The organism is Duganella sp. GW821-FHT07F09 (assembly GCF_059418705.1).
Genome location: NZ_JBWKQJ010000001.1, coordinates 504,375 through 516,079, shown reverse-complemented (window position 1 = coordinate 516,079; position 11,705 = coordinate 504,375). Strand labels below are relative to the sequence as shown.

The 11,705-nt window shown below is 62.3% G+C and carries 20 protein-coding genes; 12 read left to right on the top strand and 8 right to left on the bottom strand.

Features of this window, described 5'->3' with window-relative positions; all coding sequences use genetic code 11:
• Nucleotides 1-7: 7 nt before the first annotated feature.
• From AC07P1_RS02385 to AC07P1_RS02350, 8 genes are all read right to left on the bottom strand, one after another.
• Nucleotides 8-736: a hypothetical protein gene (locus tag AC07P1_RS02385; RefSeq protein ID WP_494694326.1), complete on the bottom strand. Its 729-nt coding sequence runs from the start codon at nucleotides 734-736 to the stop codon at nucleotides 8-10.
• Entirely contained in the window at nucleotides 733-1,212 is a 480-nt protein-coding gene (locus AC07P1_RS02380) for a hypothetical protein (RefSeq protein ID WP_494694325.1), read from the bottom strand. The genes AC07P1_RS02385 and AC07P1_RS02380 overlap by 4 nt, the downstream gene beginning before the upstream one ends.
• A gap of 23 nt (nucleotides 1,213-1,235) precedes the next feature.
• Nucleotides 1,236-1,367 carry a hypothetical protein gene (locus AC07P1_RS02375; RefSeq protein WP_494694324.1) on the bottom strand — a complete coding sequence of 44 codons (132 nt, stop codon included), beginning with the start codon at nucleotides 1,365-1,367 and terminating at the stop codon, nucleotides 1,236-1,238.
• A gap of 2 nt (nucleotides 1,368-1,369) precedes the next feature.
• A complete protein-coding gene (locus AC07P1_RS02370; protein ID WP_494694323.1) occupies nucleotides 1,370-1,501 on the bottom strand; it encodes a hypothetical protein in 132 nt (43 codons plus the stop codon).
• 71 nt (nucleotides 1,502-1,572) lie between these two features.
• On the bottom strand, nucleotides 1,573-2,478 hold the full coding sequence (locus AC07P1_RS02365) for an SUMF1/EgtB/PvdO family nonheme iron enzyme (protein WP_494694322.1): 906 nt from the start codon (nucleotides 2,476-2,478) through the stop codon (nucleotides 1,573-1,575).
• 66 nt (nucleotides 2,479-2,544) lie between these two features.
• Complete coding sequence (locus tag AC07P1_RS02360; RefSeq protein ID WP_494694321.1) at nucleotides 2,545-3,285, bottom strand: hypothetical protein; 741 nt, start codon at nucleotides 3,283-3,285, stop codon at nucleotides 2,545-2,547.
• A 105-nt stretch (nucleotides 3,286-3,390) separates the two neighbouring features.
• Complete coding sequence (locus AC07P1_RS02355; protein WP_494694320.1) at nucleotides 3,391-3,672, bottom strand: zinc-ribbon domain-containing protein; 282 nt, start codon at nucleotides 3,670-3,672, stop codon at nucleotides 3,391-3,393.
• Between the two features lie 53 nt (nucleotides 3,673-3,725).
• Entirely contained in the window at nucleotides 3,726-4,454 is a 729-nt protein-coding gene (locus AC07P1_RS02350; protein ID WP_494694319.1) for a S24 family peptidase, read from the bottom strand.
• A 69-nt stretch (nucleotides 4,455-4,523) separates the two neighbouring features.
• On the opposite strand from AC07P1_RS02350, the gene AC07P1_RS02345 reads away from it, so the two are divergent.
• The 12 genes from AC07P1_RS02345 (at nucleotide 4,524) to AC07P1_RS02290 (ending at nucleotide 11,703) form a co-directional block, all read left to right on the top strand.
• Nucleotides 4,524-4,730, top strand: a complete 207-nt coding sequence (locus AC07P1_RS02345) for a Cro/CI family transcriptional regulator (RefSeq protein ID WP_494694318.1) — start codon at nucleotides 4,524-4,526, stop codon at nucleotides 4,728-4,730.
• Between the two features lie 138 nt (nucleotides 4,731-4,868).
• Nucleotides 4,869-5,312 carry a phage regulatory CII family protein gene (locus AC07P1_RS02340; protein WP_494694317.1) on the top strand — a complete coding sequence of 148 codons (444 nt, stop codon included), beginning with the start codon at nucleotides 4,869-4,871 and terminating at the stop codon, nucleotides 5,310-5,312.
• 23 nt (nucleotides 5,313-5,335) lie between these two features.
• On the top strand, nucleotides 5,336-5,569 hold the full coding sequence (locus AC07P1_RS02335) for a hypothetical protein (protein ID WP_494694316.1): 234 nt from the start codon (nucleotides 5,336-5,338) through the stop codon (nucleotides 5,567-5,569).
• On the top strand, nucleotides 5,566-5,697 hold the full coding sequence (locus tag AC07P1_RS02330) for a hypothetical protein (RefSeq protein WP_494694315.1): 132 nt from the start codon (nucleotides 5,566-5,568) through the stop codon (nucleotides 5,695-5,697). Before AC07P1_RS02335 ends, AC07P1_RS02330 begins: the two co-directional genes overlap by 4 nt.
• Before the next feature lie 57 nt (nucleotides 5,698-5,754).
• Nucleotides 5,755-6,111 (top strand): hypothetical protein, encoded by a 357-nt coding sequence (locus tag AC07P1_RS02325; RefSeq protein ID WP_494694314.1) that lies wholly within the window; start codon nucleotides 5,755-5,757, stop codon nucleotides 6,109-6,111.
• Between the two features lie 165 nt (nucleotides 6,112-6,276).
• Entirely contained in the window at nucleotides 6,277-6,684 is a 408-nt protein-coding gene (locus AC07P1_RS02320; RefSeq protein WP_494694313.1) for a hypothetical protein, read from the top strand.
• Entirely contained in the window at nucleotides 6,675-7,577 is a 903-nt protein-coding gene (locus AC07P1_RS02315) for a hypothetical protein (RefSeq protein WP_494694312.1), read from the top strand. The genes AC07P1_RS02320 and AC07P1_RS02315 overlap by 10 nt, the downstream gene beginning before the upstream one ends.
• 9 nt (nucleotides 7,578-7,586) lie before the next feature.
• Nucleotides 7,587-8,123, top strand: a complete 537-nt coding sequence (locus tag AC07P1_RS02310) for a DUF4406 domain-containing protein (protein WP_494694311.1) — start codon at nucleotides 7,587-7,589, stop codon at nucleotides 8,121-8,123.
• Nucleotides 8,113-8,493, top strand: coding sequence for a hypothetical protein (locus AC07P1_RS02305; protein ID WP_494694310.1), 381 nt, complete (start codon nucleotides 8,113-8,115; stop codon nucleotides 8,491-8,493). The genes AC07P1_RS02310 and AC07P1_RS02305 overlap by 11 nt, the downstream gene beginning before the upstream one ends.
• A complete protein-coding gene (locus AC07P1_RS02300) occupies nucleotides 8,483-9,274 on the top strand; it encodes a hypothetical protein (protein ID WP_494694309.1) in 792 nt (263 codons plus the stop codon). Before AC07P1_RS02305 ends, AC07P1_RS02300 begins: the two co-directional genes overlap by 11 nt.
• A complete protein-coding gene (gene dnaB, locus AC07P1_RS02295; protein WP_494694308.1) occupies nucleotides 9,271-10,617 on the top strand; it encodes a replicative DNA helicase in 1,347 nt (448 codons plus the stop codon). The genes AC07P1_RS02300 and dnaB overlap by 4 nt, the downstream gene beginning before the upstream one ends.
• A gap of 18 nt (nucleotides 10,618-10,635) precedes the next feature.
• Nucleotides 10,636-11,703, top strand: a complete 1,068-nt coding sequence (locus AC07P1_RS02290) for a tyrosine-type recombinase/integrase (protein WP_494694307.1) — start codon at nucleotides 10,636-10,638, stop codon at nucleotides 11,701-11,703.
• Nucleotides 11,704-11,705: the final 2 nt, after the last annotated feature.

The following is an 11,705-nucleotide window of genomic DNA, read 5'->3' as shown; positions in this document are numbered from 1 at the left end:
GCCCGGGCTACTTGGTGCAGCGGAACCCGACGTTGACGCCGCGGCTGTCGGGCGAGCCGTCGTCGAGATAGAACACGCCGGCAACGACCTCGGAGCCGAAGCAGCCGCCCCGGAAGAGCGCAAAGCCGGACCAGTTGCGCCCTTTGCTTGGCTGCCAGCCGGCGCCGGACTGCATGGATGGGGCTACCGCTGTGGTGATCGACGGCGAGCCGTCGGCGAACGACCGCGCCACCACGCCCAGCTCGTCGCCCTGGACGTCGTCGAACACCCAGGTAAAGGCATTGCCAGCCACGTCATAGACGCGCTCGCCATTCGACAGGACGAACCAGCGACGTTCGTCCGCGTTGTCTGGCACGAACGTGGCGGCCTGTGCCTCGTCGAAGTCACCCTCGCGCAAACCCTGGAACAGGCTTCCCTCGCCGACGGCGCCGCCGGTCCAGTTTTCGCCCTGGCATGCGATGTTGTAGGCCAGGGCCAAGGCCTGCGATTCGGTGATCAGGCTAAAGCCAGCCGCTGTGCAGGCCGCGCGGGCTTCGTGGTAGGAGATGTCCACCCGAGGCGCGCGGTCGACCGCGATGACAACCTTGCCGTCGTCGTCTTGCGCTGCCAGGTATCGGCTGACGAGGAAGCCTTGCACGGTCATACCGCTCGGCAGGGTGGTTTCCGGCACTTGAACAAATGGCTCGGCCGCGATCGCGGTGGCGGCTACAGCAGTGGAATCGGTGACAGTGTTCATGACGCTCCTCTTGGTGAGTGGTTGCCGGCGACTGCCGGGTGCTGCAAAAAAGACTGCTCTGTTTGGACGGTGATTTGCTGGCCTTCGATGGGAACGGGATTCCCTGCAAGCCAAACCGTCGTTTTGATACCTTCATCGACCGCCTCAAATTTCAGCGTATGGATGAAATGTTTTGTTCCGCGAAAATCGACCATGTGCGCCGTCTGCATGGCGTGCAGCAAGATCCGCTCATGGCGCTGAGCTTCGGTCGCATCCCAGCTCTCTGGCGAGTGCGATACCAACTTGCCGTCGACCAGAGCCGACTCGCCCGCGAGCCGCACATCGGTGTCGATATCGCCACCAGACATCTGGTACGAGACGGTTTGCAATAAGCGTTTCGTTCCTGAGAAATTCACCAAGCACCTTGCTTGCAGCGCATTGAGCAAAACTCGGTTGTGGCGCTCCACTGCAAAGGCCGCTTGCTGGGACGCCGACATGTGCTGTGCTGGCTGGCGGGCATTCATTTTTCCAACATCGCCGAGATGCTTGCCAGCACGATGGTCAGTGCGTAGAAGGTCAGGATTCCCCAGGCGATTGAGCGCCGAAATTCGCGGTGGCGCTCGTACTCATGGCGCGGGTCTTGATCGTCCATGGTTAAACTCCTGTCCAGCGGCCCCCGCCATGGCCGCCGGCCTCATAGGCGGAATCGATAAAGAGGCCGAGATCGCCGATGGCGCGATACGACTGCGTGCCGTCGGCTGTGCGAGCGGTAATGAGGTATTTCATCGTGTTCTCCGATGGAGACGAAGGTGGTCACCGCTGCGCAGTGACCAGGGACCGGTGACCAGGCGCCCGAGCTACTTGGTGCAGCGGAACCCGACGACGCCGTTGCGGAGGTCGGGCGAGTCGCAGCCGAGACGGAACACGCCGGCATAGTCCCCGGAGAGGAAGTAGCCGCCCCGGATGAGCGCACGGCCGGACCAACGCACATCGCCGTTCGGCTGCCAACCCAGGCCCTTCGCGCGCCATTCCTTGGCGCCGGCGGCCAAGGCCACGGAGCGGCTCAACGATGTGTCCGTGATCGTCTTGGCGATCAAACCATCGGCGTCACCCTGGACGTCGTCGACGATCCACTGGAAGATATTTCCGTTGAAGTCGTAGACGCGCTCGCCGTTCGTCAGTGTCAGGTAGCGGCGTACCGGCGTGGTAGTCGATAACTCGGGCAGGAAGTCGCCGTGGCGCGCGCGGGAATCGTTGCGGATACCCTGGTTCAGCTTGCCTTCTCCGGCGGAGCCGCCCGACCAGTTGCTGTCGACCTGGCAGGCGTCCCACGCGATCGCCAGCCACTGCGTTTCGGTGATCAGTTTGTAGCCCGCGCTGGCGGCCACGGCCTTGGCTTCCTCGTAATTGATGCTGACCCATGGCGCCTCGGAGCCGTTGACTGCCAGTTTGCCGTTGGAGTCTCGCGTTGCGGCGAAGCGGCCGACCTGGAACTCCGGTACCACCAGGCCGCCGGGCAGCGTCGTGCGCGGCACCGTGACGAAATCCTCTTCGTCGGCCAGCTGGGCGATCAGGTCGGGCGATGCGGTGATGACGCGGCGGTCCGCATCGAACGCGATCAGGCTGGCGCCAGCGCCGTTGGTGTACTTGGTGAAGCCCTCCCACGCGGAGGCGACGGCGAGGCCGGTGACAGTGCGACCGCCCAGTTGTGCGCTGAACGTGGTTTCTTCGGTGAGGGTGATTGCAGGGATAGCTCGGGACATGCCGTTCTCCATTGGATTAGATGGGTAGGATTGATCACCGCTCACGCGGCGACCGGAGACCGGGGATCAGAGACCCGAGCTGGGCTTGGTGCAGCGGAACCCGACGCCGTCGTCGCGGCGGACGGGCGAGACGCCGTCGAGACGGAACACGCCGGCATTGCCCTCGGAGTAGAAGTAGCCGCCCCGGACGAGCGCAACGCCGGACCAGTCATCGCCAGCATCCGGATACCAGCCGACGCCGTTCTCCAATGCAGGGAAGGGCGCACCGGTGACGGCTGGGGAATCGGCGGCGAATTCGCGCGCGACCACGCCCAGTTCGTCGCCCTGGACGTCATCGAACAGCCAGGTGTACAGATGACCGGCGGCATCGATGATGACCTCGCCGTTGGACAGAACGAACTGACGCGCCTGCGAGGCTGCGTTAGGGACGTAGGTGCCTGCCTGGGCGGTCGACACGCTCCAGTCGCGCAGGCCTTGCGCCAGACGGCCGACGCCCACCGCGCCGCCGCTCCAGTTGGCGGCCACGCTGGCGATGTTTATGGCGATGGCTTGCGACTGCGACAGGGTCAGCAGCGCGAGGCCGGCCGCCTGGCAGGCCTGGACGGCTTCGAAGTAGCTAATGTTGGTGACGGGCACGCCATCGGCGGCAACGACCAGGCCGCCGATGGCATGGTGCGAGGTGAGGTATTTGCCGACCTGGAACTCGGGCACGGTGATGCCGCCGGCCAGTGTAGTGGCGGGGATGGTGACGAATTCGCTTGGGGTGGTGGTTGCTGCGGTGACGGGTGCTGCGGTAGCTGTGGACATCTCGTTCTCCATCGGTTGGTGATTCGATGGAGTAAGATTAAGCCGCCTTCACTTTAAAGTCAAGCTACCTTAATTAAATTTTCAATTATCTTTACCAAAGTACCCTCATTTTTCCTCGGAGTGGGCGCGAAGCGCATCACCATAGACTTTGTCGCATCCGCGGCCACGTTCCAACGGGAACGCGCGTTCGCAGTCTGCACGTGCTGATATCGCAGCGCGTTGGGCGGAGGATGAGGTGAGGTATGGGAGCGTAAAAAAAGTGACGACGAGGATGACGGGGATCCAGATCCACCATTTCGTTCGGGGAACTTTAGCACCGCATTTCACGCATGCCTTTGCCGACGTGGATACCTCAGTTCCACACTCTTTACACGGTACTAAAGCCATACAGCTCCTTGATAAATGAGATCGTCAAATGATAAGAATCAGTCTTACGTGCCTTAAAAATGCTCGCCTTCTCTGCGGATAATTCGCCCTATGATTATGCACTCTGTCCCACGGCATTGCCTACGATAGAAGCGCCGCTGATCCGAATTGTCAGACATGAGCCACCACTGGCCAGCGTCGCGGGATAGTCGTTTTACCACAGCCTCACCGTCGTAGTTTACCGCGAAAACCCCGTTATCAATGGGTCGCTTGTCAGCCAGATTGATGACGATGGTGTCACCTTCGTAGAACGTAGGCTCCATACTTTCGCCTTTTACTTGCATTGAAATCAGCTGGGCGGGTGCGTAGCCGCGTCGATCCACCCAGGTCCTGGATAGCCCAATCGTTCCGCCATCGGCGCTTTCCGGCTCCGCCTGGAACCCGGTCATGCCGGCGCTGAGTTTCAATTTTACGAATGGTATCCGATAGATATCTGGCGAATCATTGTCGATGGCTACTACTCGCTTTGAGCCAGGGAACATTTGCAACGCCGACTCTATCGGGGTTGCAGACCCCTCGCCCTGCTCAAGCCAAACAGGATCAACCCCCAAAAACTCACCCACTTTCCTGGCTTGTTCGGCATTTATGCCATTGGCATCGGAAAACCAATAGCCAGCGGCGGTAGGCGATACGCCTGCAGCTTTGGCTACCTGCGCTTGGGTGATTTTTTTGATCTCGGGGTCGGCGGACAGTTTTCGTTCGATTGCCCAGCGGAGCCGCTCTGATAGTAGTTTTGAATTCATTTAGCTAGCTTAACAAGCAAGTGATAAAGATGGCTTTACATTAAAATGAAGTTGCCTTAATATTTGCGTATGGATACGCGACTCTTAATCAAGCAACTTGGCGGCGGTGCAAAAGTGGCGGCGCTTTGCGAAGTGACGCCAGCGGCTGTTTCACAGTGGATTGTGAACGGGGTTCCGCCGGCGCGAATGATGTTCCTAAAACTCGCTCGGCCGGAGGTGTTCGCCATGCTTGAGCCAAGTTGTATTCCGCCTACGAGCCAATCACCCTCCCCATAAACAATTGCCGGTTTTTGCGCATGCTTTGTTTCGCCTCAAAGATTGCAATATGGAAATTAATATGTATGGGGTTAGTTTCATTGTGCAAGTTTGCTTGAGAATATTTGTTTTTACATCATTCTTTTTGGGTCTTACCGTATGAACACACTTGATGCTTTCTACGAAACGGTACACGGCGCGCCAGGTGGCTGTGAGGCCTTGGCGGTCCGTCTCGGCATGTCGTCGGCTGTGCTGCGCAACAAAGCGAACCCCAATGCGGCCGCCAACATAGTGAGCCTGCGCGACGTGGAGCGCGTCATGGCCCTGACCGAGAACTACTCGGTACTGCACGCGCTGGCGCAGAACCACGGCCACGTGTGCATCGCCGTCGAGTCCGACGCCTCCGCGTCGGATATGGCGGTGCTCGAGATGGTCACCAAGGTCTGGTCGGCCGGCGGCGAGGTGGCGGCCGAAGTACACGCCACGCTGGCCGACGGCCGCGTCGAGCCGCATGAAATCGTTCGCGTCGAGGCGGCGGTGTATCGCACCGTTCAGGCGCTCAACGCCATGGTCGGCCGCCTCAAAGGCATGGCCGAAAAATAATCCCACCAACCACCGGAGGCTTTATGAGCATTGAAGTACTTTCGTTTGACCCCAGCCGCCTGCTCGATCACCTGATGGGCACGCAAGCGCTCAAGAACGACGCGGCGTTGTCGCGCTTCCTGGAAGTGGCGCCGCCTGTCGTCAGCAAGATCCGCCACCAGCGCCTGGCGATCGGGCCGGCGCTGAAGATCCGCATCCTGGAGAAGACCGACATGAACGTGCGCGAGATCAACTTCCTGATCGGGGCGTCGGCATGAGCAAGCACGACGAACAAAAGAAATCGCCGCCACCGCCTGAGCCGGCCGAGCGGTCGTTTGATCCGGGCCACGTGATGACCCGGAAACACTACGAGGACCTGGCGCGCGAAGCGGCAAGCCAGAAATAGGAAAGGCCCGCGTGCGGCGGGCCTTAGGTAACGCAAATCCAACGAAAGGAATTATATATGAAACTGCCAATTAAAGGCTCCCGGGGTCGCACGGTGCTTGAGTGCCTGCTGTCGGCGCCGGCCACCGTGTACCAGGGTATCGAACGCCACGGCGACCTGGCGATCAGCGAGCTGGAAATGCGCCGGCTGTACGCCACGCTGGAATCGACCGGCTGCTGCACCTGTATCGGCGTGGTCTACAAAATCAACGATGAGGCTACCAACGCGCTGCGTGGTGACGTCCAGGGCGAGCCCGAGGATATCGGCGAACCCGTGGCGCCGCGCTACCGCGGCAACTGGAATGGCCCGGCGTTGAGCGGTGCCAGCGCACGGCGTGCTGGTGCGGCCTTTGGCATCGATTGGATCCGGCCATGAAGCCCTCGATGCCATTGATCCGGCCCATCACGATCCGTGCGCCGTCTACCACCTTGCCTCACGTACGCCTTTGCGTGAGTTGCCAGCGGCCGCAGGGGCAAGCGCACGCATCCGACTGCGCGTTCCTTGGCCTGGCCGTGCGCGTACCTTTTCGCTGGAGCTGACATGGGCGCCTTTTGCGTATATGGCGTCAGCCGCGCTATCAGCCGGCTCCTCGCCGAGAAGAAGACCCCAACCCACGAGGGCGAGGGTAAAAATCGACGCGAGCTGACCATTGCTGAATGGGTCGTCCGTCGCGACGCGCTGGCCGCGCTGCTCTTTGCGGAAACCGAAAAGCCATACCGCATCAGCCCCGAGCTCGATGCGCCGCAGTTCTGCGATGACTGGATGGCGGTCGCGCCAACAGAGATCCGCCTGGTCAAGGTCATGGTGCGCGGCCCGAAGGTCGACGGGGGGGGGCAACCTCGTAAAGCGCAAAGGTGTTCAGGTCATGACCTGGGTCGAATTTTCCAACACCGTCGCCGCGTCGCCGGTGGCAAAAATCCAAACTCCAGGGAGCCATCATGGTCTTGAATGATCAAAAAATCTGTATCCAACTCGCAAAGAAACCGGCAAGCCGTGCGGTGGATTTGGCCGACGTGTTCGATTGCGAACTGATCGATATCAGCAACGCGCTGCGCTCCCTGGTGGACGTGGGCGATGTGGTCCGCAGTACCGGTGCCGGACCCAACGGCCAGCCGGCCCAGTTGTACTCGCTCAGCGAGACATTCCTGAAGTCGAGGGAAGGCAAGCAAATCGTTGCGCAAGTGGGGGGCTCGGCCACTTCCTTGCCGCCGGCGCCGGTAGTTGTCGCCTCAGTCGCGACGCCCATTCCTGAGCTGGTCCCTGCGGACACCTCCCCGCGTCCGGACGTGAGCGCCGCATCTGAACCTTCGAACAGCTGGCGGCCGCAGCACGCTGGTTCTGTCGCCGGCGCCAGCCGTGCCAGCATTGCCATCGCCTACATTCTCGAACGGGGAACGGTTACGGATGTCGAGCTGCGCAAGGCGATGGGCCTGCGCGCCGGGCAGTATCCATCGGCCTGGCTGAGCGCCGCATTGCGTGCTGGCCGTGTCCGTAGGGATGGGAAGAACTGGATGCCCGCCCAACCTGGCGATGCCGCGCCGCCAGCTGGCGCCGACCAGCAGCCTGTCGAGAAATTACCGGATGCCGCAGCTGCTGTTGTTGACGCGGCGCCGGCCGCCACCCACGAAATCGCCGCTGCGCCCGCTGGTCAATCCTTGGACCAGGGCGTGGTCATTGGTGTCGCCGCTGTCGTCGAACAGGCGTCGGGCTTCCGCTGCGGTCAATGGTCCGATGGCGTGGTGGAGTTGCAGCGCAATGGTCTGACGCTGGCACTGCTGACGCCCGGCGAGGTGGCGGTGATCGCTCGCCACTTCCCTCAAAGCTTCGCCATCATTCAGTAAGGCCTTCCAATGAAAAAAATCTATATTGCCGGACCGATGACGGGGTTGCCGCAATTGAATTTCCCGGCATTTCACGCGTGCGCGGCGTTGCTGCGCGCGAGCGGCCACCAAGTCGTCAATCCGGCCGAGATCAACGCCGACCCGAGCGCGGCCTGGATCGATTGCATGAGGGCTGACATTGTCGAGCTGGTGACGTGCGACGCCATCCACGTGCTGCCCGGCTGGCAGCTGTCGCGCGGCGCCACGCTCGAGCACTACATCGCGACGGAGTTGTTCTTCGAGGTGCGCTATGCGGACCAAAGCGTTTATACACCGGTAATGAACGAGCAGATGCAGGCCTGGTCAGGTACCCATCGCGGCCGGATCGCCGAGATGATGGCTGCCGAGCAGTTGGTGGTGCCGGATTACTGGCCGCACAGCCGCACTCATGCGGTGCTGCGCCATATCGCCTTGGCCTTGGGCATGACGGTTGTCGTCGAGTCGCGTCCGCTGATCTGGGGCGCGTCATCTGCGGTCGTCCTGGAGGATGCCTGTAATGACCTCTAGCCTGATGCAAAGCCAGTTCGACCTGTTTCCCGAGCAAGAGCCGAAAACCATTTCGAGTCACATGGATTGTCTTTGGAAAATCGCGTTTTCCGAGGAGGTTCGGGCTGCGGCGCTATCGATTGCCGCGAGCCGCAAGGGGGGATGGTTGGACTGGAACGATTTCCGATCGATCATCGATCAGCACGGGATTGGATCATGTTTCGGGCACGTTCTGTCGGGCCTTGCCCGCGAGGGGCTGATTCTGGAGCAGCGTCTCTATTTTGGCGCTGAACACCTAGGCAAGGGCGAATACCTGGGGTACGGCTCGCGCTGGGCCGAGCCTGGCACCGATGGGCCTCTGGTGCTTGTGGGAGTGCGCAATGGCCGGTGACTGGATCAAGATGCGCAGCAATTTGTGGGACGACCCGCGCATCAGTGCGCTCGTCGAGACGACCGATAGCAGCGAAGCGGCGGTGATTGGTGCGCTCTATTGGCTGTGGGCCGCCGCCGACCAGCACTCCGCCGATGGCGTCATGCAGGGCCTGACGCTACGCACACTGGACCGCAAAACCGGGGTGACAGGACTCGGCGCTGCTTTGGTGGCGATCGGATGGCTGGCCGAGCGGGCAGATGGCGTCGAAATCATGCGTTTCGGTGATCACAACGGCGAGTCCGCCAAGACCCGTAGCCAGACCGCGAAACGCGTAGCCGCACACAAAGGTAACGCAAAAGTAACGCCAGCGGCGTTACCAAAACAGGATCAGACCGTTAGCGGTGCGTTACCTAGAGAAAGAGAAAGAGAAGAGTTAACTACCTCTATCCCTGACGGGATAGATGCCGCCAGCGTTGCTGTCGGCCGGCTGCCGAACCCTGGAAAGCAGGAATGTCCACACCAGGCCATCGTGGCGTTGTACCACGAGGTCCTGCCGCAATGCCCCTCCATCCGAGAGTGGACGCCGGCTCGGGCCACGCAACTGCGTGCTCGGTGGAGCGAAGACCAGATGCGCCAGGACCTCACGTACTGGCGAAAATTCTTCGAGTACGTCGGGACGTGCGATTTTCTGGTCGGCCGCACGTCCAAGCCGTTCTTCGCCGACCTGGAGTGGATGACAAAGTCCCAAAATTTCACCCGTATCCGTGAAGGAAAATATGAAAATCGAGGCCGCCAATGACCGACCATGACGCCACGCCCCAGGCCGTCGAGGCAGAGCAATCCGTCATCGGCGCGCTGCTGCGCGACAACGGCGCGGTGGACTGGATGGGTGACCTGCGCGCCGCCCACTTCCTCCGCCACGACCACCGGCTGATCTTCACCGAGGTGCTGCGGCAGATCACCGCCGGCGTCGCATGTGACGTGATCTCCGCTGGCGTGGCGCTGACCAAGACGGTACCCGACTGCATGGCCTACTTGAACAGCCTGCAGCAGAGCACGCCCAGCGCCGCCAACATCGGCCGATACGCCGACCTGGTGCGCGATCGCGCGCTGCGGCGCGGCCTGTTGGCGGCGACATCGGAGATGAACGAGCTCGCCTTCAACCCTGCCGGCCGGACGGCAGCGGAGGTGCTGGACGCCGCGCAGGCCCAGCTGGCCGCGCTGGCGGAAACCCGTGCCGTCCGTGAGCCGGAACGCGCCAGCCAGGCGATGATCGCGCACATCGATGTCATGGAAGGTCGGATGGACCGCAAGTACACCGGCATCGCCACCGGCTTCAAGGACATCGACGATCTGCTCACCGGTGGCCCGAATCGCGGCGCACTGGTTATCCTCGGCGCCCGACCATCGATGGGCAAGACGGCCCTGTCGCTCAACATCGCCACCAACGTCGCGCGTGAGCACAGCGTGCTGTTCCTGTCGCAGGAGATGCAGACGGGCGAGCTGCTTGACCGCGCCATCGCCTCGCTCGGCCACGTTCCGCTGACGGCGGTGATCCGGGGCGAGATGGATCAAATTCAATGGAACGGCTTCACGTCCGCCAACATGAAGCTCCAGGACATGAACCTGTTCCTCGACGACCAGCCTGCGCTGACGTTGCTGGACGTGCGCGGCAAGGCGCGCGCGATCAAGCGCAAGCATGGTCTGGATATGCTGGTCCTCGACTACCTGCAACTGATGAGCGGTGCGAACGGGACCGACAACCGCAACATGCAGATCGAGGAGATCAGCCGCGGCCTCAAGGCGCTGGCGAAGGAGCTCAACATCGTGGTGATCGCGCTGTCGCAGCTGTCGCGCAACGCGGCCAACAAGAGCAGGCCGCAGCTATCGGACCTGCGTGACTCGGGCGCCATCGAGCAGGACGCCGACATTGTCATGTTCGTGCACCGCGACGAGGTGGACAACCCGCAGACCCACCTGCGCGGCGTGGCCGACGTGTTCATCGCCAAAAACCGTCAGGGCCGTATCGACGACGTGATGCTGGAGTACGAGGGGATGTACACGCTGTTTGGCAACGGCACGCGCCCGCGTCCGGCGCCGGCGGCGACCCAAGGCCGCAGGGGGCTTGCCAATGCCCTTTGATTGCACGGCAACCCGTCCATGAGCGCGGAGGTCTTCAAGGTCGGCGCGGTCTGGCATTACCGGTTCCAGGTGAAACCGTTCGCCCGCGTGCAGCGCAGCACCCGCCTGCGCGACCGCACCGTCGCCGGCCAAGTGGCGGCGCGGGCTCACGCGGCGGCGGTTGCGCGCGCCAACGGCGGCGACCCGGTGCCGACGCTGCGGGAACTACTGGCCGACTGGCTGTCGGTGCGCGGCCAGCACTCCAGCGCGCACCACATCCGCAGCGTCGACACCTTCGGCCGGCTGCACACCTACGGCATGGACGAGATGCTGATCAGCCAACTCGACACCGACACCGTCGAACGCGCCCGCAGCAAGCACTTGGCCACGCACAGCCACGCCTCGGCGAACCATTGGCTGCGCGTGCTCAAGCTACTGGTGCGCTGGGCGGTGCGCCGCGAGATACTGCCTCGCCTTCCGTGGTCGGTGACGATGCTGCCGGTGCAAAAGCGCGTGCGCGCCATCCTGCCGCTGTCGGCCGCCATGGCGTGGTTCGCGGCGGTGGATCGCGCCTCACCCCGAGCGCCCAACATCGGCGTGGCCGTGCGCTTGATGCTGTGGCTGGGCTTGCGCGAGTCGGAGGCGATCACCGCGCGCTGGGAATGGATCGATTGGGAGCGCGGCACCTACACGCCCGGCAAGACCAAGGGGAAGGAGGCCGACGCGCTGGCGATGATGCCGTGGCTGCTCGACTACCTGGAGCCGCTGCGCCAGGCGGAAGGCTTGATCGTGCGGCGGGTGGACGGAAGCGCATACGGCGCAGGCCTGGCGCGTGGTGCGATCCGGGTTGCCAACGCGACATGCTCGACCAAGGGTATCACCCCGCATCGCCTGCGTGGCACCATCGCCACCGTGATGAGCGAGAACGGCGCGCCGATCCAAAGCATCCAGGCCTACCTGCGCCACAAGGATGTGCGCACGACCATGGCCTACCTCGAAAAGAACACCGACCTGATCACCACGGCACAGGCCAAAATCGCCGAAAAAGCGGGTTTAACATGGCGAAAAAGTGGCGAAGACCTTGAAAGCGATGCTTATGGAACCTGAAT

Excerpts from the sequence above, each read along its gene's own strand:
- AC07P1_RS02370 (WP_494694323.1), bottom strand. The coding sequence starts at position 1,501 with ATGAAATACCTCATTACCGCTCGCACAGCCGACGGCACGCAGTCGTAT.
- AC07P1_RS02335 (WP_494694316.1), top strand. The coding sequence starts at position 5,336 with ATGAGCATTGAAGTACTTTCGTTTGACCCCAGCCGCCTGCTCGATCAC.
- AC07P1_RS02345 (WP_494694318.1), top strand. The coding sequence starts at position 4,524 with ATGGATACGCGACTCTTAATCAAGCAACTTGGCGGCGGTGCAAAAGTG.
- dnaB (WP_494694308.1), top strand. The coding sequence starts at position 9,271 with ATGACCGACCATGACGCCACGCCCCAGGCCGTCGAGGCAGAGCAATCC.
- AC07P1_RS02350 (WP_494694319.1), bottom strand. The coding sequence starts at position 4,454 with ATGAATTCAAAACTACTATCAGAGCGGCTCCGCTGGGCAATCGAACGA.
- AC07P1_RS02300 (WP_494694309.1), top strand. The coding sequence starts at position 8,483 with ATGGCCGGTGACTGGATCAAGATGCGCAGCAATTTGTGGGACGACCCG.
- AC07P1_RS02340 (WP_494694317.1), top strand. The coding sequence starts at position 4,869 with ATGAACACACTTGATGCTTTCTACGAAACGGTACACGGCGCGCCAGGT.
- AC07P1_RS02320 (WP_494694313.1), top strand. The coding sequence starts at position 6,277 with ATGGGCGCCTTTTGCGTATATGGCGTCAGCCGCGCTATCAGCCGGCTC.
- AC07P1_RS02290 (WP_494694307.1), top strand. The coding sequence starts at position 10,636 with ATGAGCGCGGAGGTCTTCAAGGTCGGCGCGGTCTGGCATTACCGGTTC.
- AC07P1_RS02380 (WP_494694325.1), bottom strand. The coding sequence starts at position 1,212 with ATGTCGGCGTCCCAGCAAGCGGCCTTTGCAGTGGAGCGCCACAACCGA.
- AC07P1_RS02325 (WP_494694314.1), top strand. The coding sequence starts at position 5,755 with ATGAAACTGCCAATTAAAGGCTCCCGGGGTCGCACGGTGCTTGAGTGC.
- AC07P1_RS02310 (WP_494694311.1), top strand. The coding sequence starts at position 7,587 with ATGAAAAAAATCTATATTGCCGGACCGATGACGGGGTTGCCGCAATTG.
- AC07P1_RS02315 (WP_494694312.1), top strand. The coding sequence starts at position 6,675 with ATGGTCTTGAATGATCAAAAAATCTGTATCCAACTCGCAAAGAAACCG.
- AC07P1_RS02365 (WP_494694322.1), bottom strand. The coding sequence starts at position 2,478 with ATGTCCCGAGCTATCCCTGCAATCACCCTCACCGAAGAAACCACGTTC.
- AC07P1_RS02355 (WP_494694320.1), bottom strand. The coding sequence starts at position 3,672 with ATGGCTTTAGTACCGTGTAAAGAGTGTGGAACTGAGGTATCCACGTCG.
- AC07P1_RS02360 (WP_494694321.1), bottom strand. The coding sequence starts at position 3,285 with ATGTCCACAGCTACCGCAGCACCCGTCACCGCAGCAACCACCACCCCA.
- AC07P1_RS02305 (WP_494694310.1), top strand. The coding sequence starts at position 8,113 with ATGACCTCTAGCCTGATGCAAAGCCAGTTCGACCTGTTTCCCGAGCAA.
- AC07P1_RS02385 (WP_494694326.1), bottom strand. The coding sequence starts at position 736 with ATGAACACTGTCACCGATTCCACTGCTGTAGCCGCCACCGCGATCGCG.
- AC07P1_RS02330 (WP_494694315.1), top strand. The coding sequence starts at position 5,566 with ATGAGCAAGCACGACGAACAAAAGAAATCGCCGCCACCGCCTGAGCCG.
- AC07P1_RS02375 (WP_494694324.1), bottom strand. The coding sequence starts at position 1,367 with ATGGACGATCAAGACCCGCGCCATGAGTACGAGCGCCACCGCGAATTT.